Raw genomic sequence first — 21,003 nt, 5'->3', positions numbered from 1 at the left:
GCGAAGTGCTGCTAGATTTACGTAGCGATACCGTCACTCAACCCACAGCTGCCATGCGTGAGCGCATGGCAGCTGCTCCTGTGGGCGATGATGTCTTTGGTGACGACCCGACCATTAACGCCCTGCAACAACGCATGGCGGATATGACCGGCAAAGAAGCCGCTTTGCTTGCCAGTAGTGGCACACAAACTAATTTGTTGGCTTTACTTAGCCACTGTCAACGCGGCGAAGAGTATTTAGTAGGACAGGAATACCACACCTATCGCTACGAAGCTGGCGGCGCTGCGGTACTCGGTGGCATCGTGCCCCAACCCTTTGAAATTGAAGCCGATGGCACCCTCGATTTAGCCGCTGTCGAGAAGCGCATTAAGCCCAATGACCCGCATTTCCCGATCACCCGCTTATTGGCGCTGGAAAATACCCATACCGGCAAAGTTATTCCGGCAGAGTATATCGCGCAGGCGCGGGAACTGGTGAATCGCCATCAATTACAATTGCACCTTGATGGTGCACGCTTGTTCAATGCAGTGGTCGCCACAGGTGATTCATTGCACCAACATTGTGCACCTTTTGACAGTGTGTCAATTTGCTTCTCAAAGGGGTTAGGTACACCGATTGGTTCCGTGTTGGTGGGTGATCGTGCTTTTATTGAGCGCGCCCATCGTTGGCGTAAAATGCTCGGCGGTGGTATGCGTCAAGCGGGTGTCATTGCCGCCGCAATGGACTATGCCCTTGATCATCACGTGGCGCGGTTAGCAGAAGATCATGCCAATGCTGAAGCACTTGCCGCAGGTCTTGCACAATTACCGTCGCTAAACGTCGAGCCAGCGCAAACCAACATGGTCTACATCAACTATCCGTCAGCGGAGGTTGCGCAAAAAGTGAGTGCCGAGTTACGCAAAATGGATATCATCGTAGGTTCCTCCCAGCGTCTTCGCTTAGTGACCCACTTAGGCATCCCCAGCACCAGCATTCCCCATCTCATCAGTGCCTTTAGCACGGCATTAGAGCTCGCGTAGTTGCTGCAGTAAGCGGTCTAAAGCCCGATAGCTCAGGGCCTCAGCGAGGTGGGATTTGCTAATTTGTGATTGCTGCGCAGCATCGGCGATGGTGCGCGCCAACCGCAACACCCTGTGATACGCACGATGCGATAATTGAAAAGTGTCGATAGCACTCACCAGAAACTGATGGTCTTCATCTTCGAGACGGCAGTACTGCGCCAGCTCAGCCGCTTTGAGCTCCGCATTCAAGCAGCCCTGCCGTTGCAGTTGCAACGCTCGGACAGCGGCAACGTCTTGACGTAGTTGTGGAGACTGCGGCGGTTGTCGCCGGACCTGTTGTTGCAATACCTCAGGCTGTCGTGGCACCGCCACCTGCATATCAATGCGATCCAGCAAGGGGCCAGAAAGCTTGCCTAAATAGCGACTGATTTGGTCTGGTGTCGCACGAGCACTCGCCAAGGTGCCATCAAAATGCCCGCACGGCGAGGGGTTCAGCGCACATACCAACTGAAACTGCGCTGGGAAAGTTGCTTGATAGCCCGCCCGGCTAATGGTGACCTGCCCGGACTCGAGCGGTTCGCGCAGGGAATCCAACACATGACGGGAGAATTCCGGCAGTTCATCCAAAAACAAAATGGCCTTGTGTGCAAGTGAGATCTCTCCCGGTTGCGGTGGCGAGCCGCCACCCACCAGTGCTGCGGCAGAGCAGGAATGGTGCGGCGTACGCAACTGCCGTGCACGCCAGGCACTCGGGCTTTCTTCACTAAACGAGGTACCTGCAACACTGCGAATGGCCGCCACTTGCAACCCTTCGGCATCAGTCAACGGCGGTAGCAGCCCCAGTAACCGCTGCGCCAGCATAGTTTTACCAGTACCCGGTGGGCCAACAAAGAGCAAATGATGGCCACCCATGGCCGCCAACACCAAGGCGCGTTTGGCCTGCTCCTGACCGATGACATCAGCGAGATCACCCCCTACCTCAGCGCTGTCATCAAGCGGCAACGGCTGTAATAACGGCAATCCATCAGGGCCCTGTAAATGTGCGACCACGTCACGTAAACTCTCTGCCGCCACACACTGCTGCTGTTGCACCACCGCGGCTTCCTGAGCGTTGGCTAGGGGCACCACGGCTTCACGCCCTTGCGCACGGCAGGCTAGCATGGCCGGGAGAATACCAGTGACTCCGCGCAAGTCGCCGCTTAAGGTTAACTCACCATAAAACTCACGTGAAACGACGGCGCGCTCACTCAACTGACCGTCTGCCACCAAAATACCAATGGCAATCGCTAAATCGTAGCGCGCCCCATGTTTAGGCAAATCAGCCGGAGCCAAATTGACAGTGATTTTTTTCCCGCGCGGGAACTCAAAGGTGCTGGCTTGAATAGCTGAGCGCACGCGATCACGAGCTTCACGCACACCTGCCTGCGGCAGACCAACGACAGCAAAAGCAGGTAAACCGCTGGCAAGGCAGACTTCAACCGTCACCAACGGCGCTTCCATGCCATAAAGCGCACGCGTAAACACACGGGCAATGCTGAGGGTTGTCATGCACACTCCTTGTGCAATTGGGTATCAGAACCCTACTGTAAAGTGGGTTGCCCAGTCGCACTAGCACGGCACAACGGATTGTTTTGTAAGAGATTGCAGAAAAGTAATTTACCAGTAATGCTCGACGGTTACATTGCCTGGTTTACGGCGGAGGTTCTTTGCCAAGCCCTTGTCCTCCAGCACATCTTTGGCGTCACGAATCATCTCGGGGTTACCACACAGCATGACTTGGCTCGTGGTCGTTAAGGTATCACCGAGGGCTTGTTCAAGTTCACCACTGGTGATCAGCGCCGGAATCCGCCCTTGTAAAGCGCCTTCGCAGGCTTCACGACTGACAATAGGTTGATAATGGAGTTGCTGTGGCTGAGCATCTACCCAAGCTTGAATTTGCTTTTGGTAAGCTAAATCGGCGGCATAGCGCACCGCGTGTACCAAATGAATGCGGTCAAAGCGCTCGAACGGGATCTGGGTTTGCAGCATCGATAAATAGGGGCCAATGCCGGTGCCCGTTGCCATCAACCACAAACTTTCGCCAGCAGGCACTTCATTCAAGGTGAAAAAGCCCGAAGGAGGTTGGCTGACTTGCAGCGCCTGCCCTGTCGTCAGTCGATGTAAAAGCGGCGATAAATCACCATCGTGCACCCGATTGATCAGAAATTCCAGCACTGGATCATCCGGCGCATTCACCAGTGAGTACGCACGTTGGTAGCGCTCACCATCTGCCGCTAATCCAAGTCGCACAAATTGCCCAGCAACGAACTCAAACGGACGCGGCACACGCACCCGCAAACTAAAGAGTTCACTGTTCCAAGCAAAATTCTCGATCACTTCGCCGGTTAGCCACTGCGCCATACTACCCTCGCACTCTGCTGCTGTTCCCCTTACGCTGCGGGTAAGAGTTACTCTGTTGCGTCGTTCTTGGTCTGTTGTAACTGTTCGAGTTGCTGCTCTAAGGCCTCAACGCGCTGACGTAACCGTAACAAGATCTGCTGTTGCACGTCGAGTTCTTCATGCGTGACAACATCAAGTTTACTCAGCTGTTGCTGTAAAATTTGCTTGATACGTTGTTCCATACCACCGGCAAAGTCTTTCACGCCAGCCGGAATGCTGTCGTTGATTTGCTTCGCTATTTCTTCAATTTTCTTCGCATCCATCTGACACTCCTTTGACGAATTATCGATTTGGCTTTTAGCTTAGCAGGTGTTTACGCTAAAATCTGCTGTTCTGTTCACTCCTGCGCGCGCTGCGACAACATTAGAAAAGGGCTCTCATGCAACTGAATCCACGCCAACAAGAAGCTGTTCACGCCATCGGTGGGCCGGTGTTGGTCTTGGCTGGAGCCGGCAGCGGTAAAACCCGTGTGATCACTGAAAAAATTGCTTACCTGATCACCAAGTGCAATTATCAAGCCCGTCATATCGCTGCCGTAACCTTTACCAACAAGGCGGCGCGTGAGATGAAAGAGCGTGTGGGACAAACCCTTGGCCGACAGTACACCCGCGGCCTCACAGTCTCAACTTTCCATACGTTGGGGCTGTCGATTATTCGCAAGGACGTCAGTCTACTTGGTTTGAAACCTGGTTTTTCCTTGTTCGATGACCAAGATACGTTTGCACTGCTCAAAGCCCTCACCGAGCCGGAACTCGACGGCGATAAAGAGCTCCTCAAGCGTTTGCAAAGCCAGATCAGTAACTGGAAAAATGCGATGTGGACACCACAGCACGCGCAGTCCCATGCAAAAACCCCAGATGAAGCCGAGTTTGCCGAGTTTTACCGACGCTACCAGCAAAATATGCGCGCCTGTAACGCCCTCGACTTTGATGATCTGATTTTACTGCCAACCCAGCTGCTCGCCAGTAATGAGCATGCGCGTCAGCGCTGGCAAAAGAAATTCCAATACCTATTAGTCGATGAGTATCAAGATACCAACACCTCACAGTATCAATTGGTGAAACTCCTGGTAGGTGAACGGGCGCGCTTTACCGTGGTTGGTGATGATGACCAGTCCATTTATTCCTGGCGGGGCGCGCAACCGCAAAACTTGGCCTTATTGCAGCAAGATTTTCCACAATTGCAGGTGATCAAGCTTGAGCAAAACTATCGCTCTCATGGCCGTATTCTAAAAGCAGCCAACATCTTGATTGAGAACAATCCACACGTGTTCGAGAAAAAACTGTTTTCCGAGATGGAATACGGTGTGCCTTTGCGGGTCATCTATGGTCGTAATGAGGAACATGAGGCGGATCGTGTGGTGGCAGAAATTGTGCGACGTCGCTTCTTAGAGCGTACCCCTTACTCGCACTTTGCCATTTTGTATCGCGGCAATCACCAGTCACGGATCTTTGAAAAAGCCTTGCTCACCAACCGTATCCCCTATCGTATGACTGGGGGGCAAAGCTTCTTTGCCCGCGCTGAAGTCAAAGACATCATGGCCTACTTGCGACTCTTGGTGAATCCCACGGACGATACCGCGTTCATTCGCATCATTAACGTCCCCAAACGTGGTATTGGCCCGCATACAGTTGAGCGCATTGGTGAACTTGCCCATGAGCTTCACGTTGGCCTACTCGAATCAGCCAACCATCAAGCGCTGAAAACACGTTTGGGCAGTCGCGAGTACCAGTCAGTACAGCTGTTTACTCATTTAATCGCACAAACCCAACGTCGCTGTGATGACCCTAGCGACGTAATGACGGCGCTTTATCACCTCATCAAAGAGGTTGGCTATGAGGAGTGGTTGTACGAATCGAGTCCAAGCCAAGCCGCCGCCGAAATGCGCTATAAGAATATTAGCGAGTTACTACGCTGGGTCGGTGAAATGATCAAAGGGGATGATGACAACGAGCCACTTAGCTTAGAGCAAGCCGTCGCCAAGTTGTGTTTGCGCGATATGATGTCGCGCAACGAAGAAGATGACGTTGGTGATCAAGTACAATTAATGACGTTGCATGCGTCAAAAGGCTTGGAGTTTCCGCATGTGTTTTTGGTGGGCATGGAAGAAGGCCTGTTACCACACCAGTCCAGTATTGACGATAACATGGTCGAAGAAGAACGCCGGCTGGCCTACGTCGGTATTACCCGTGCACAACAATCGCTTATTTTCACTATGGCCAAAGAACGTCGCCAGTACGGTGATCTCGTCCGCCCAGAACCAAGCCGCTTTCTCTTTGAGTTACCGCAAGATGATTTAGAGTGGGAAGGGAAAACACCGATTACTGAAGAGCGCAAAGAAGAGTCGCGCAACAGCGGCTTAGCCATGTTACGTAATGCGCTTAAATAACCTCTTGCTGGGCTGAACTAGGCAACCACGCCGGCTCACCAAATTGCTTGCCACAGCCTAATTGTACCCCCACGCTGCCGAGGGCGTCACGCTGCTCGGCGGTATCAATGCCGGCCGCGGCAATAGTAATGGCAAGCTCATCACACAGGTTCACCACATTTTTGACCATTACGCGCGCGCGCTCGGAATGCGGGGTTTCGTTAACAATCCGCGGATCGAGTTTGACATGATTAAACGGATAGTTCAGTAAATACTGTAAGGCCCCTGCACTGCGGCCAAACTCCGTTAGGGCCAGCCCTACCCCTGCATCCGCCAGCATGCGTAACGAGCTGAGCTGGCGTTTTGAATGGTCACTCAACTCGGTTTCACTAAAGCCAAAAATGAGCTGCTGTGGTGCAATTCCCGCCTGCGTGACAATATCGAGCAAGGCTTTCACATCCGCCAGTTTATAAAGATGGCGGGTCGATAACGTAACACACACCGGCAACACCCGTGATTGTTCCCGGATCAACTCGCAAATACGCATGAGCAGCCAGTGATCGAGCTGCAAAATCATGCCAGTTTTTTCGGCAACATTGAGGAAGCTTTGCGCATCGACGAGTTGTTCGCCACGCTGCCAACGTACGGCAATTTCAAACGCATAAGGCTGCGTTGTGGTAAAGCTCGCAATCGGATGCTGCAGCAAGACGAAGTCTTGATCGAATTGCGCGTGTCGTAACTCAGTTTCGCGATGTAACGAGGCGACCAAATCTTGGTGAATACTTTCATCAAAGACCACGAAGCGCCCGCGGCCCATATTTTTCGCTTGGTACATGGCGGCATCGGCATCTCGCAGCAGTCGCTCGGCCGTATCATTGCGCGACTTACATTCGGCAATGCCAACACTGGCACCAGAATAATGCTCCGTTTCACCAAACACAAACGGCTTTCGCATGAGCTCGATAATGCGACTGGCGACGTCTTTGGCGTCTTCAATATGACTGATAAGATTTAATAAAATAACAAATTCATCGCCACCGAGGCGCGCCACAGTGTCATTCTCGCGGACACAGGTTCCGATCCGCCGGCTCGCTTCCAGCAAAAATTCATCCCCAGCCGAATGACCCAGAGTGTCGTTAATGTTTTTGAAACGGTCGAGATCAACAAACAGCACCGCAAAGTTGTGGCTTGGGAAGCGACGTTTTTGTCCTAGCGCTTGCTGCAAACGGTCAGTAAACATGGAACGGTTCGGCAAACCAGTAAGAGTGTCGTGGTGCGCATCGTAAAACAACTTTTCTTCAATTTTTTTCCGGTGCTCAATTTCATTGACCAACTCTTCTGTACGCTCCGCCACTTTCTTTTCTAAGAAGGCGTTCACACGACGGATTTCATCGGCATTCCGACGGCGCTCAAGCGCTACAGCAACGTGATGTGAAACAAAGTTCAGAAGTTCTAAGTCGTCAGGTTTATAGTTCACAGTCGTGGTGTACGTTTGTACCGACAACACGCCAATCACTTCGTCATCAACCACCAACGGAGAACCTAACCACTGAATTGAGCGGGTGCCATACGATTTGCGTGGCCCGTCAATGGCCCCTTCGGCCAACAGGGTGTTATACGCCGTTTGATCGATAAACACAGGCTTACGCGTCGCGATAACATACTCGGTTAAACCTTTACCTAACGGACGACGTTCCATTAATTGACAGTCACGTTGATCCACATGATAAGGAAAGTGAATATGTTGGCGTTCGTCATCGAGCAAGGCAACGAAGAAGTTGTCATTGTTCATCAACAAGCCGATTTGTTCATGCAAACGCTGAAAAAAGATCGCCATATTTTCACTGGTATTGGTGAGCTCTGAAATGGCATACAGCACCGCCGATAATTTTTCAGCACGTTGTCGCTCAACAATTTGCTCTTCCAAATTACGGTTGATGTCACGCAAGTCAGCTGTTTGTCGATCAATCTCCTTGCGCATCAATTCTCGCTGCTGAATTCGCTCCAATGCGTTGACAATATGCTGTGAAACAAACATAAACAGCTCTTTGTCGCTCACGCTATAACCGACGTCCGGCGAGTAGCTTTGTACCACCATAGCGCCAATCACCTGATCACCACTGCGCAGAGGCACCCCCAACCAATCCTCGGGTTTCGCGCCTAAATCGACAATTTCTCCGGCAGCAACCAAGGCACCATAATTCTGCTCAACTAACAAGAAGGGTTCACCAGTGCGCATCACATAGCCAGTCAGACCTTGTCGCAATACTTCTGCTGGGAACTGTTCGTTATCAGGAATGGCATCATACTCATCCACAAAGTAGACAAACTTCACCGTCTCGCTGTGAGCGTCGTACAGGCAAACAAAGAAATTTTTGGCCACCATCAACTCATCAATAATGGCATGCACGGCAGGATAAAACTCCGACATGTCACGCGCGGAGGAAGCAAGTTCCGAGATGCGGAACAAAGCTTTTTGGACAACTTCAGATTGCCGATACTTCAGAGCAAGACTTTTGAGACGAACGACAGCCTTACGCAGACGCGCAATTTCAGAGGTTTGAGTGGTGGGCTGTTGTTCATTTGCCATTGGTTATTTTTATAATTATGTTTCTTTTTATTACAAATAGTATGAATTTTTGTGAACAATTGACAACAGAGTATAGCTTTAGCAAGGGTTACAGGAAAGGCTTTTGCTTTAAATTTCGACAAATAGCGACCAAAAAAAAACCGCCGAAGCGGTTTTTTTCAATCTATACAAGTACTTTGATTTACAGCTCAGCTGTCATGTAATCAATCGCAGCAGCAATTTCATCATCGCTACAATCTGAACAGGTACCTTTTGGCGGCATTGCATTCAAACCTTCGATCGCATGCTTCAGTACTGTTTCTGCGCCTTGCGCTAAACGCGCTTCCCAATCAGCAGCGTTGTTGATTTTTGGCGCGCCAAGCACACCAGAGGTGTGACACGCAGTACAGAACGTATTGTAGACTTGCTCGCCTGAACGTGCGCCACCAGCACTTGCGCCGCTATCTGCAGCCGCTGCACCCGTACGCACTTTACCCACAGGGGCGATACGTGATGCGATATCTTCATTTGTGTCTTGTGGTAACATCGTTGCGCCTGCACTACCTACAACAAAGGCAAATGCAGCAGCTAACAAACGACCAGATTTTGCGATTTTCAATACGTTCACAGTGGACTCCTGTTTCTTATCGTTGAGCTTGCACGCTCATAAGGTTGTTGCGATTATAGCCACATTCCGTTCAAGGTTAAACAATTCGTTTTATGTCTCAGCCATCTTCTTTGATTACGCGCAAAATTGCGCTTTTGGATCTCGATGCGTTTTTCGCAAGTGCTGAGGTATTACGTGACCCGAGCTTAGCCGAACGCCCTTTTGCCGTAGGCGGTGGCAGCGAACGTGGCGTGGTCGCAACCGCCAATTACCTAGCGCGACAGTTTGGGGTACGCAGCGCGATGTCAGGGACACACGCGCGCCGACTCTGTCCACACCTGCACTTCGTTAAGCCCGACCATCGCTATTACCGAGCGATGTCACAACAAGTGCTCGACGTACTGCGTTCGGTTACGGACGTGGTTGAGCCGGCATCCATTGATGAGTTTTACCTCGATTTGACCCACAACACCTTACATCGGGGCAGCGCATCGCTAACCATGGAAGCGGTTCGTACGCAATTGCGCGGGCTTGGTTTAACTGCTTCAGCAGGCATTAGTTGTCAAAAAATGGTCGCGAAGATCGCTAGTGAAGAACGCAAACCCGATGGACAGTTTGTCGTGCCGCCTGAAGCGGTCGTCGACTATATCGCCCAACTCAATTTAAAACGCATTCCTGGGGTAGGTCCGAAAAGCTTAGAGCGACTCGAAAATGCCGGCTATTACCATGGTCGAGACATTCAGCGCGCTGAGTTAGCGCACTTACAACAGTTGTTGGGCGATAAAGCAGGCTGGCTGCTGCAGCAACGTTGCGCGGGCAACGACCCTCGCCCTGTCGTAACCGAACGTATTCGCAAAAGTGTTGGGTGTGAAGAAACCTTACGACACGATTTCCATCAATTACGCCAAGTCGAGCAGTTTCTCGATGAAGTGTTGTTACCGCAACTGCAAAAACGCCTTGGCGAAACACGCTGGCAAAATGTGCATATTAAAAGCCAAACGGTGAAACTGAAATTCAGTGACTTTCAGCAAACCACGGTCTCACGGACTGCCAAAACGGCCTCACCAAGTTTATTTTATCAATTGCTACGTGAAGCTTGGGAGCGACGCTTTCAACGCGGCGTAAGACTCATCGGCGTCAGCGTCGCGCTGCCTGACCCCGACGAGCAATTACAGCTAGAGCTAGAGCTCGATTAGTATCCCTACTGCGTATCGAGCAGGTTATGCGAGTTCATACTTTCTTCTAAATGGGCATCGACTTTTAGCGCCTGGCACATCTGCACATAAAGCACATGACACAAATGCTGCATGCCCATTTGCATTAACACGCTATCGGTGCGTACTGAGGTATCACCGCCAAGTGCATACAAGGGAACATCGGCAAGGACACTGGTTGGATTGTTGCCAAATCGCGTCAATGAAATCACGCGCGCACCTTTGCTCTTGGCCTGCCGCACAATTTTCAAGATATCACTGTTCTGACCACCTTCGGTGATCGCAAACAACACGTTGCCCTCGCCTAAAGCCGTCGCCATTTGAATTTGCAATGCGGGATCAGTGCTATTTAGCGTAACTTTACCCATTTGCATTAAACGCAGGACAAAGTCCTTTGCTACAATCGCGGACTTCCCAAAGCCTGCGACCTGAATAGTATCAGCCTCGATGAGCAGACCCAGCGCTTGTTGCAGCTGCTCGGTTTCATTCAAGTCAGCAACACCTTGCATTACGGCGTAACTGGCGTCACGTAGCTCTGAAAAGGTAACGGCTAAAGAACGTTTTTGCGACGGGTGCGCTGGGGAATGGCGCTGCTGATTCGATGCAGAGACCACAGCCTCATTGACCGCGAATTTGAGATCAGGGTACCCTCGGTAACCAAGCTTTTGGCTGAACTTGACGACACTGGATTGGCTTACACCGATAGCGTCAGCCAATTGTTGCGACGAATAGTCGCGTAAAAGATGCGTGTTATCGAGAATAAAGTCCGCTAGTTTACGTTCTATTAGCGACATATCATCGCGCATGGCACGAATTTTAAGTAAGCAGGACATAGGCACTGTCTTATTTTAATAATCTATGAAAGTTAGTAACCCATATTGAATAATTTATTACTGATTGGCAATATGGTCGTCAAAAATCCACCTACAACTACAAAAACAAGGTTGCTTTTATGAGCTGGATGTCCGTGCTACCCCCGTTGGTAGCCATAATCGTGGTGTTCTGGCGTAAAGAGGTTATTGTCGCTCTTTTGCTAGCTATCGTCACCTCAGAGCTGCTGTTAACACTGCAAGGCGGCGAATCGCTGCTCTACACTTTTATTGCCACTATTGAACGCATTATTTCGGTGTTTGGCTCCGCTGGCAACACAAGACTACTTATTTTTAGCTTAATGGTCGGTGCTTTACTTGCCTATATTCGCGAATCTGGTGGCGTTGCTGCTACCGTTGAAGCCCTGTTAAAACGTGGCCTAGGCAACACTAAACGTAGTGCCAGCTTGATGACCGTTTTCACCGGTATTTTTGTTTTCATCGAATCCAATTTAAGTGTGTTAACCGCGGGTATCTTATCACGCGGTCTCTTTGAAAAGCTTGGCATGAGCCGTGCCCGCCTTGCTTATCTCATCGATAGTACCAGTGCACCCATCTGTATTTTGATTTTGCTTAATGGCTGGGGGGCGTATGTGCTCGGGATGCTGGACCAACAAGATCTACCCGGTTCGAGTGTTGCGACCCTCTGGAGCACCATCCCCTTTAACTTCTACGCTATTGTGACCTTAATCATCGTGTTCTATACCGCGTTCAGCGGTCGCGTCCACGGTCCGCTGCGCAAAGTCGAAGAGCAACCGCAAGAACACCAAGATATTCCAGAGCACGCACCAAGTAACAGTAAAGCCCGTTACATGCTGGTTCCTTTAACCGTCATGGTGGTCGGTATGGTGGCCTTCATGTTCGGTACTGGCGGTGGTGATATTACGCAAGGCGATGGTTCTAAATCAGTGCTCTACGCAACTGCCCTCGCCTGTGTTGTGGCCTACTTCATGTTGCTGATCAGTCGCCGCAACACCCATCAACAATTGGTCGACACCGGCTTTAAAGGCATGAGTGAACTGTTACCCTTGGTCAGTATTGTGCTGTTGTCGTTGGCACTTGGCGCAAGCCTACGTGAACTGGGTACCGGCACCTTCTTGGCCAACATTGTTGGTGAGTACCTGCCGTTGTTCCTGATTGCACCGATGTTGTTCCTCGCTGGAGCATTGATCTCCTTTACTACAGGAACATCGTGGGGCACCTTCGCTATTTTAATCCCTATTGCCGCACCAATGATTCTAGCTCTCGACCTACCGGCGCCATTGTTATTGGCCGCAGTGTTAGGTGGCGGTGTGTTCGGTGACCATTGTTCACCCATATCCGATACCACAGCGGTGTCGGCACTAGCATCAGGTTGCGACTTACTTGAACACGTTCGAACGCAACTGCCATATGCGTTGACCGCAGGCGGTGTCACGCTGGTGCTCTATATTGTCACTAGTCTCATCATGATTTAACCAAGGAAAGAACTATGCGTTATCCCAGTTTAAAGCGCACCGCACTGACAAGTATCGTCGCGGGCATGAGCTTAGCCTTGAGCAGCATCGCTGCCGCCGAGCCAAGTAAAATCAGTAGTGAAAAAATTGATGCAACAGCAGCGCGTATTATGGACGCCTATTCGGTACCAGGCATGGTGATCGGTATCGTCGAAGGCGACCAGGTGGTTTTTGCCAAAGGGTATGGGGTGCAGGAGTTTGGCCAACAAGCCCCGGTCACTGAGCAGAGTCTGTTTAAAATTGCCTCGGTCACTAAGAACTTCACTGCGGCTGCGGTCGCGCTATTGGTTGATCAAGGCAAAGTCAGTTGGGATGACCGGGTGATTGATCATATCCCAGAGTTTCGCGTTGAAGACCCTTGGATTACACGTGAATTTCGCGTCCGCGACTTATTTATTCACTCCAGCGGTCTCAACTTGGGTGCCGGTGACTTAATGTTCTGGCCAACGCCGAACGACTTTACCCGTGCGGACATCCTCAACGGCTTGCAATACTTACCCATGGAGAAAGGCTTCCGTACGCGTTACGCCTACGACAACATTCTTTATGTCCTCGCTGGTGAACTTACCGAACGTGTTACTGGTGAACGCTGGGAAACCTTTGTCGAACAAAATCTGATGCGCCCGCTTGGCATGGAGTACTGTTTCGCAGGTCCGGTCCCCGAGGATTACAAAAAGCATATCGCCCAACCCCATGGCTGGGTGGATGGTGGCCCTAAGGTGGTCCGTCGCGATCAGGCCAACGACTACATTACCTCTGCCCCAGCGGGCGGTATTCGCTGTAGCCTACAAGCCATGACCAAGTGGATGAAAATGCACATTGCCCGCGGCACGTACAGCACCGAAGATGGCGTTGAACAAACCTTGATCAGTGCCAAGCAACACGCCGAAATGTGGTCGCCACAAACGCTCATGAACGTTGGCTCACGCGACTACGATTGGGATCGGACGCATTTCGCCGCCTATGGTCTAGGCTGGCGTATGCATGATGTTGATGGCTTACTTCGCATCCACCACACCGGTACCTTACACGGCATGAATGCCTATCTGTCCTTCTTCCCAGAACTGGACACTGGCTTTGTGGTGTTGTTGAACCGTTCTCACAGCGATGCCCGAACGGCGATGATGCATACCTTGATCAAAGCATACACCGATGCGCCTGAGCGCGATTGGATTGCGGCGGTACAAGAGTGGCGGGAACAAGCCAATCAACGCCGCGCAGCTACCTTTAAAGTGCCTGAGACCAAGGCTGCTACAGCAACACATTATGAACGTATCGGTGGCACTTACATCGATCCATGGTTTGGTACCGTTGCCGTAACTTGGCAAGACGAAAAGTTGCGCTGGCGCTCGCACCGCTCTGCCCGCCTGATTGGCAGTATGGAGCACGTGAAAGGCGATACTTTCGTGGTGCGTTGGGACGACCGTACCCATCATGCTGACGCCTATGTACGCTTCACCAGTAATTTCCAAGGCGATATTCAAGGCATGGTGATGGAGCCCATCGACCCAGCTGCAGACTTTAGCTTTGACTTTGAAGACCTTAATTTCGAGAAACAATAAACGATGAGCAACGGTCTCCATTTTCGGCCCACCCGGGCCGAAATCGATACGCACGCCTTGCAACACAACGCGCGCCTTGCCCGCCAACACGCAGGTGACTGTCACCTGCTCGGCGTGATTAAAGCCAATGGTTATGGTCACGGTGCAGTTGAAGTCGCCAGAGCCATTAACGGCAATGTTGATGCCTACGCTGTCGCCTTCATTGATGAGGCACTACGACTGCGTGACGCTGGCTTTGTGCAACCTATAGTATTGCTGGAAGGCTGCTTCTCAGCAGCGGAACTACCGGTCTGCGCACACTACAATTTACAACCTGTGGTACACAGCCAGAGCCAACTTGATGCTATTTTGCAGGCTCGGTTGGTGACCCCCTTAGCGGTTTGGTTAAAAACCGATACCGGGATGCACCGCCTTGGCTTTGCCCCCAATGAGGTTCGTCAAGCACGCGCTGCACTTGAGGCCTGCCCGCAAGTGGCCAGCGTGACCTTGATGACGCACTTTGCCAACGCGGAGGTTGAGGACCATGCCCTCAATCAACGCCAGCACGATGCATTTTTTGACCTGTGCGCAGAAACCTCACCAACCCCCGCGGTCAGCGCTGCAAATACCGCGGCGATGTTAAGCCGCGCCATTGATCTTAAAACCGAGCAAGGGCACTGGTGCCGTACCGGGATTATGCTGTATGGGGTCGACCCATCAGCGCACACACAAACCACCGAATTGTTACCAGCGATGCGCGTACTGGCGCCGGTGATAGCGCTACGCGACGTAGCCGCAGGCGAAGCGGTTGGCTATGGCAGCACTTGGCGCGCGCAACGGGATAGCCGTATCGCCACCTTAGCGATCGGCTATGCCGACGGTTATCCGCGTCACGCTCCGAGTGGCACACCGATTTGGTTGAACGGCCAACAGGTAAGCTTAGCTGGGACGGTATCCATGGACATGATTACCGTTGATGTCACCGACCTTGCGCACGTCGACCTTGGCGATGAAGCTGAGCTTTGGGGACCTAACCTACCGGTCTGCCGTGTTGCCGAAGCCGTCGGTAGCATCAGTTATGAGTTGTTGTGTCGCGTGAGTGAACGAGTGCCGCGCCATTACAAATAATTTATGACTCAAATTTGTCTTGTTTGGAATATTATTCCATTCTAAGATGTCAGGTCATAGATGACACTTCATTCGCAAGCCCGCTAGGGAGAAACTGTGAAAAAACTTGTTTTAGCTATTAGCTTAGCCACATTGACCGCATGTCAGGCGGCCCCATCTTCAACCACCGCAACCTCCGCGGTGGATTACCAACACTTGCCAAACTATCAACATGATGTGATTGGCATGCAGGAAATGTACTTAGAGCCTGAGTTCTGGATTCAGCGCTTACAAGCACCGCATCAAGAGGTTCTCACCGCTGACGAAATCGCCGCGTTTAACGCGCGCTCGTACAACGTTCAAGACGAGATGGTTTATTTAAACGAACTGCCTAACAGCTACAGTGGCGACGCCTTGCGCGAAAAAATTGACAGCCTGAGTAGCCTGCCAAAGTACAGTCGTTTTTATGCCGATGGCACGCAAGCAACGGCTGAACAGTTGCAAGCCTACCGCGATGCCACCAATATCGACGGCGTAAAAGCGAATAATCCAGTGCAGTTTGGTCTTGTGGTCGCGCGCTCGCCAATGCGGACTTTTCCGACGTTGGATAAGCTCTACAGCGAAGGCTTAGACACCGATATCGATCGCTTCCAAGAAACGGGCGTATTCCCTGGAATGCCGTTGGCAATTTTGCATACCAGCGCTGACGGCCAGTGGTACCTTGCCCAGTCGTACCATTACCTCGCTTGGGTGCAGGCGAAAGATGTGGCCATTGGTGATCGCGAGGTCGTATTAAACTACACCGAGAAAGCCCCTTTTGCGGTCGTCACTGAAGCAAAAGTGCATACCAACTATACGCCAAGCTTCCCAGCCGCCTCTGAGGTACAGCTGGATATGAGCACTAAGCTACCGCTCCTGAGCGCAGCTGAGACCGGACATAACGTTCATGGTCAAAACCCATTTGCCAGCTACACGGTGGAACTACCGATTCGCAATGACGATGGTAGCCTCGACTTTACGCCTGCGTTGATCCCACGCCATAACGATGTGACCGTGGGTTATCTGCCGTATACCGAAGCGAATATTATCGACCAAGCCTTTAAGTTCCTTGGCGAACGTTACGGTTGGGGACATGACTTTAACGCGCGTGACTGTACCGGTTTCGTCCTTGAGGTATACCGCACCATGGGTATCGATATGCCGCGTAACTCAGGGCAGCAAGCCTACGGTGCGTATGGCGATACTATCTTGTATGACAAAGATGCCAGCAACGAAGAAAAACTTGCACGTCTTGACGCTGCCAATGTTGGCGACCTTATTTATGTACCTGGTCACGTGGTGATTTACCTCGGTAAAATTGACGGCGAGCATTACGTTATCCATGATGTTCATGGCATGAGCTATACCGATAGCAATGGCGACTATTACAAAGGAACCTTGAACGGGGTCTCTGTAACGCCATTGACGACCTTAGGTTTTGGTAAAAACGACACTTACCTTGATCGGATTTACTCAATTAAATCGGTACGCTAACAGGACCCATTATGAAAATTACTGATATTAAATTTGCGATGTTGCGCGTGCCTTTGAAAACACCTTTCAAAACGGCACTGCGCACTGTTGAATCGATTGAAGACATTGTCATTATGGTGCACACCGACACCGGTCATATTGGTTACGGTGAAGCGCCAGCAACGGCGGTCATCACGGGTGACACACACGGCTCGATCATTGAAGCGATTGACCGCATCATGAAGCCGAAGCTGATAGGCCAAGATATCGCCGACCTGAATCATGTTGTTGGTCTGATCCAAAACGGTATTATCCGCAATTACAGTGCTAAAGCAGCCGTTGAAATGGCGGTATATGACCTTTGGGGTCAATTGTATGACGCGCCACTCTACAAGATGCTCGGCGGCGGCGTGCCGACCATTTCCACCGACATTACCATCAGTGTCGACTATATCGACAAGATGGTGACCGACTCTTTAGAAGCGATTGACCGTGGCTTTGAAACCTTGAAAATCAAGGTCGGCAAAGACATCGGTGTCGATATTGAGCGGGTGAAAGCGATTTACGCAGCGGTTGAGGGCAAAGCCCTACTGCGCCTTGATGCTAACCAAGGCTGGACACCCAAAGAAGCGGTCTATGCCCTGCACAAACTTGAAGACGCTGGCGTACGCTTGGAATTGGTGGAGCAGCCGGTCAAAGCACGTGACTTAGACGGCATGAAATTCATCACCGAACGCGTCAATACGCCGGTCATGGCCGATGAAAGTAGCTTTGGTCCGCGTGAAGTTATCGAGCTTATCAAAATGCGCGCCGCAGATATCATCAACATCAAGTTGATGAAAACCGGCGGTATTTCGAACGCAATTAAGATTGCCGATATTTGCTCGGTATACGATATGCAATGCATGATCGGTTGTATGCTGGAATCAAGCATCAGCGTTTCTGCTGCCGCTCACCTTGCCGTAGCTAAATCGAATGTGATCACCAAAATCGACCTCGACGGCCCATCATTGTGTGCCTTTGATCCTGTCGATGGCAGTGTGAAGTTTAAAGATGCGGAGATTTCGATTAGCGACGCCCCTGGCCTCGGGATCAAATCGATCCAAGGTCTTGAAGCACTTACGCCAAGAAGTTAAGCAGACCTAAAAGCAGGGCGTAACGCCCTGCTTTACTAATGGCAACAATCACTAAGAACTGCCAAAACGTCAATCGCAACATGCCGGCAATAAAGGTCAACGCATCACCAATGAAAGGTGCCCATGCCAGCAGCAGTGACCACTTTCCATAACGTTCAAACCACCAGTGCCCGCGCGCTAACGACTTGCCTTTGAAAGGGAACCAGCGGCGATCTTGATAGTGCAATAAGAAACGTCCCAAGACATAATTGACGACGCTGCCAAGCGTATTCCCTAGGGATGCAAAGAACCAAATCCACCAAACGTTATAGCCCATTTGCTGCGCACTGATCACCAACACCTCTGATTGGGCGGGTAATAGTGTGGCCGCCAAAAAGGCGACCAGAAACAGGCTCAAGTACACGTCTTAAAAGTCCTTATTTGCTGCGGTAACGTTCAAACCAAGCCAGCGTATGCTCAACTTTCGCAATAATCCGCGACGGTTTTGCCGTAACCCCATGATAAGCATCAGGAACCCGTACCATCACAGTATCCACCTGCTGTAATTGTAGCGCCTGATAGAACTGCTCAGTTTCAGCCATTGGCGTCCGGCGATCTTTTTCGCCGGTAAACAGCAAGGTCGGGGTGGTGGCATTGCCCACCAACGACAACGGTGACCGCTGCCAATAGTGCGCGAGGTCTTCCCATGGCATGGCCGGGAACTGGTTTTGAATTTGGCCAATCGAGCTATCGGCAGTTAAAGTTTTACTCACCCAGTTAATCACAGGGTTGGTGGCCGCGGCAGCCTTAAACCGATCGGTTAAACCAATGGCATAAGCCGTTGCAATACCGCCAGCCGAACCACCGGCAATAAAGAGGTTATCCGGATCAGCAATACCCATCTCAATCAAGGTATCGAGTCCCGACATATGGTCCGCATGATCACGCTCAGAGGCATAGTGCCCATCAAGTAGCATCGCAAAGTCCTCTCCATACGAGGTACTACCGCGGTAGTTCACATACAACACCACATAACCTTCAGCGGCATAGCGTTGATGTTCGGCTGCGAAAAACGGTCCGTAAGACAAATGCGGTCCACCATGGATCTCGACCATGGTTGGATAACGTTTACCTTCCTCGTAGTCTGGCGGCAAAATGTACCACCCATGAATTTCAGTCGCGTCGAACGACGATACATACGTCAGTTCACGCACTTCACCTAACGTTCGCTGTCCAAGCACATCGGCATTCAACTGGGTCAAGACACGCTGCTTGCCTTTCACGTCGACAGCAACATTCGCCAAGTCATAGGCCGTACCATAAGTATAGGCGATGGTGCCGGTCTGTGACGCCACCGAATACATTCCCATACTGTACGGACGACTGGTATAGGTGCCGCCAACATCGGTGACTCGCGGCGTCACTTTACCTTGCAAACTCACTTCAGCCACAGTAACGCGACCGCGATCAGCATACTGTACCGTGAGTCGGTCACTCCCGATCCACTGCGGACTTTCAAAGCGACGATCAAAGCTATCATTGATGACACGTGTTTCGCCGCTGCGCCGGTTCATCTGATGCAAGCTGGCATTGGTGTAAGGAACGGGGGCATTGCTAGCATGCAAGAATGCTAAGCTTTTACCGTTAGCCGAAACGGTAGCGGCATACTCTTGGCCCGGCCAGTCAGTGAGCTGCTGTAACTTATGGTCGGCAAGCGTAACCTGCCACAAGTCACTTTCCCGTGACTGATATTCCCAGTCTTTGTCGCGATTCGCTGAAAAAATCAGTTGTTTACCATCGCCAGACCAAGCGAGTGGGCCTTGGTGCTTATAAGCGCCAGAGGTCAGCTGACGGGCACTACCACCGTCACTTGGCACCACAAAAACCTGCTGATACGCAGACGCGGTTACACCTTGCCCATCCCGCTGATACAGCGTGCGCTCAACAATCACTGGCGCTGCACCCCACTTTGCTTGTTCTGGCTTTTTCACTGACTTCACACTTTTAGCAAAGTCACTTTTTTCCGCGTTCACTGCCATCATAAACGCCAGCTGTTGACCATCAGGTGACCAGGCTAAGTTATTGGGGCTTTTTGCGACCTCAGTAATCGCAGTAACCCGTTGCTCAGCGAGCCAAAACACATGGATTTGATTGCGCCCAGAGCGATTTGAAGTAAAGGCGAGGCGTTTGCCATCGGGTGACCAGGTGGGATTTGCATAGCTATGGTTGTCGGCAAACAACGGCGTGTGCGTGCCCGTTTTCGTATCGATCAACCACAAGCTGCGTCGCGTGCTATCGGTCATAATATCGAAGCTATTGCGAATATAAGCAATATGCTTACCATCGGGCGAAATTTGTACGTGATTGGCATGCTCTAGAGCAAAAATATCTTCCGCTTGCAGCTTAGGCTTTATGGGAGGCTGTTGCTCTGCGAAGGCGGTGCTGGTGAGTAGACTGGCGGAGATACAAAGACTTAAAAGGGTTATTGTTTTCATTAGGTAGTCCCGTGACATCAAGAATGTCTCAAGACTACCTAACAGCATGCTCTAGGCACAACCTATCGCGGTCAAAACGACAATTTTAGCGACTAATCGCCCTTGCGTGTCAGCTTGTCGAGATAACCCATGGCGAAAGCAGAGCCAACAAAGGTGAGGTGCATAATGACGTACCACTTCACCCGCTCAACATCGATGTTCTCAGCGTTCATAAACACTTTCAGCAAGTGAATCGACGAAATCGCCACGATAGACGCAGCCACTTTGTTTTTCAGGCCACCAGAGTCAATTTTGCCCAGCCATGCAAGTTTCTCAGTGTCACCCTTAATATCGAGTGTCGAGACGAAATTCTCGTAACCGCTAAGCATCACCATCACCAAGAGACCGCCAACGAGCGCAATATCAATTAGCGTCAAGGTCAACAGAATCAGGTCAACTTCCGGCATGGTGAAAATAATTGGAATTGCATGAAACAACTCCTGAAAAAATTTCACGCCTAGCAGCATCACCGCAGCACTTAACCCGAGGTAAATCGGTGCCAAAAGCCAACGCGAGCTGTACATCAAGTTTTCCACCCAACGTTCCATGTAAGCTCCTTTCTCTAACGATTCATTGCTGTTAGTGTAACTGCTCAAGCAGCCGCTGGCGAGCATTGATAGTGCGCCTTTGC

17 protein-coding genes are annotated in these 21,003 nt (G+C 51.1%); 8 read left to right on the top strand and 9 right to left on the bottom strand.

Annotation, left to right across the window (positions count from 1 at the left end; genetic code table 11):
- The first annotated feature begins 8 nt into the window (after positions 1–8).
- On the top strand, positions 9–1,019 hold the full coding sequence (gene ltaE / locus G535_RS0106475; protein ID WP_026861319.1) for a low-specificity L-threonine aldolase: 1,011 nt from the start codon (positions 9–11) through the stop codon (positions 1,017–1,019).
- Here ltaE and G535_RS0106470 read toward each other — a convergent pair.
- The 3 genes from G535_RS0106470 to G535_RS0106460 all read right to left on the bottom strand — a co-directional run bounded on the left by G535_RS0106470 (position 1,005) and on the right by G535_RS0106460 (position 3,703).
- Positions 1,005–2,549, bottom strand: a complete 1,545-nt coding sequence (locus G535_RS0106470) for a YifB family Mg chelatase-like AAA ATPase (RefSeq protein WP_034727831.1) — start codon at positions 2,547–2,549, stop codon at positions 1,005–1,007. The genes ltaE and G535_RS0106470 overlap by 15 nt on opposite strands.
- Before the next feature lie 108 nt (positions 2,550–2,657).
- The gene (locus G535_RS0106465) at positions 2,658–3,401 is read right to left on the bottom strand and encodes a ferredoxin--NADP reductase (protein WP_026861317.1); all 744 of its coding nucleotides are present in this window, start codon (positions 3,399–3,401) and stop codon (positions 2,658–2,660) included.
- A gap of 47 nt (positions 3,402–3,448) precedes the next feature.
- Entirely contained in the window at positions 3,449–3,703 is a 255-nt protein-coding gene (locus G535_RS0106460; RefSeq protein WP_026861316.1) for an accessory factor UbiK family protein, read from the bottom strand.
- Between the two features lie 116 nt (positions 3,704–3,819).
- Here G535_RS0106460 and rep point away from each other — a divergent pair, with 116 nt between their 5' ends.
- The gene (rep, locus tag G535_RS0106455; RefSeq protein ID WP_026861315.1) at positions 3,820–5,829 is read left to right on the top strand and encodes a DNA helicase Rep; all 2,010 of its coding nucleotides are present in this window, start codon (positions 3,820–3,822) and stop codon (positions 5,827–5,829) included.
- Here the strand turns inward: rep and G535_RS13090 are convergent.
- Positions 5,822–8,398, bottom strand: coding sequence for a bifunctional diguanylate cyclase/phosphodiesterase (locus G535_RS13090; protein ID WP_051206998.1), 2,577 nt, complete (start codon positions 8,396–8,398; stop codon positions 5,822–5,824). The genes rep and G535_RS13090 overlap by 8 nt on opposite strands.
- A 181-nt stretch (positions 8,399–8,579) precedes the next feature.
- Entirely contained in the window at positions 8,580–8,924 is a 345-nt protein-coding gene (locus tag G535_RS0106445; protein WP_084616873.1) for a c-type cytochrome, read from the bottom strand.
- A 173-nt stretch (positions 8,925–9,097) separates the two neighbouring features.
- Between G535_RS0106445 and dinB the strand changes: the two genes are divergently transcribed.
- A complete protein-coding gene (gene dinB, locus G535_RS0106440; protein ID WP_034727829.1) occupies positions 9,098–10,180 on the top strand; it encodes a DNA polymerase IV in 1,083 nt (360 codons plus the stop codon).
- Positions 10,181–10,185: 5 nt separating this feature from the next.
- Here the strand turns inward: dinB and G535_RS0106435 are convergent, their stop codons facing one another.
- Complete coding sequence (locus G535_RS0106435) at positions 10,186–11,031, bottom strand: MurR/RpiR family transcriptional regulator (RefSeq protein WP_026861312.1); 846 nt, start codon at positions 11,029–11,031, stop codon at positions 10,186–10,188.
- A 119-nt stretch (positions 11,032–11,150) separates the two neighbouring features.
- Between G535_RS0106435 and G535_RS0106430 the strand changes: the two genes are divergently transcribed.
- The 5 genes from G535_RS0106430 (at position 11,151) to G535_RS0106410 (ending at position 17,859) form a co-directional block, all read left to right on the top strand.
- Positions 11,151–12,524 carry a Na+/H+ antiporter NhaC family protein gene (locus G535_RS0106430; protein WP_026861311.1) on the top strand — a complete coding sequence of 458 codons (1,374 nt, stop codon included), beginning with the start codon at positions 11,151–11,153 and terminating at the stop codon, positions 12,522–12,524.
- A gap of 14 nt (positions 12,525–12,538) precedes the next feature.
- A complete protein-coding gene (locus tag G535_RS0106425) occupies positions 12,539–14,125 on the top strand; it encodes a serine hydrolase (RefSeq protein ID WP_026861310.1) in 1,587 nt (528 codons plus the stop codon).
- Positions 14,126–14,128: 3 nt separating this feature from the next.
- On the top strand, positions 14,129–15,232 hold the full coding sequence (gene alr / locus G535_RS0106420) for an alanine racemase (protein ID WP_026861309.1): 1,104 nt from the start codon (positions 14,129–14,131) through the stop codon (positions 15,230–15,232).
- A 96-nt stretch (positions 15,233–15,328) separates the two neighbouring features.
- Positions 15,329–16,744, top strand: a complete 1,416-nt coding sequence (locus G535_RS0106415; RefSeq protein ID WP_026861308.1) for a C40 family peptidase — start codon at positions 15,329–15,331, stop codon at positions 16,742–16,744.
- Positions 16,745–16,755: 11 nt separating this feature from the next.
- Complete coding sequence (locus G535_RS0106410; RefSeq protein ID WP_026861307.1) at positions 16,756–17,859, top strand: dipeptide epimerase; 1,104 nt, start codon at positions 16,756–16,758, stop codon at positions 17,857–17,859.
- On the opposite strand, the gene G535_RS0106405 is transcribed toward G535_RS0106410, so the two are convergent.
- From G535_RS0106405 to G535_RS0106395, 3 genes are all read right to left on the bottom strand, one after another.
- Positions 17,843–18,262 (bottom strand): YqaA family protein, encoded by a 420-nt coding sequence (locus tag G535_RS0106405; RefSeq protein WP_026861306.1) that lies wholly within the window; start codon positions 18,260–18,262, stop codon positions 17,843–17,845. The genes G535_RS0106410 and G535_RS0106405 overlap by 17 nt on opposite strands.
- A gap of 13 nt (positions 18,263–18,275) precedes the next feature.
- Entirely contained in the window at positions 18,276–20,333 is a 2,058-nt protein-coding gene (locus tag G535_RS0106400; RefSeq protein ID WP_026861305.1) for a S9 family peptidase, read from the bottom strand.
- Positions 20,334–20,425: 92 nt separating this feature from the next.
- The gene (locus tag G535_RS0106395) at positions 20,426–20,920 is read right to left on the bottom strand and encodes a TIGR00645 family protein (protein WP_026861304.1); all 495 of its coding nucleotides are present in this window, start codon (positions 20,918–20,920) and stop codon (positions 20,426–20,428) included.
- Positions 20,921–21,003: the final 83 nt, after the last annotated feature.

This window comes from Pseudidiomarina sediminum DSM 21906, assembly GCF_000423165.1.
GTDB classification, from domain to species: Bacteria; Pseudomonadota; Gammaproteobacteria; order Enterobacterales; family Alteromonadaceae; genus Pseudidiomarina; species Pseudidiomarina sediminum.
The sequence above is the reverse complement of the archived record's forward strand: the minus strand, read 5'-3'. Positions and strand labels throughout refer to the sequence as shown.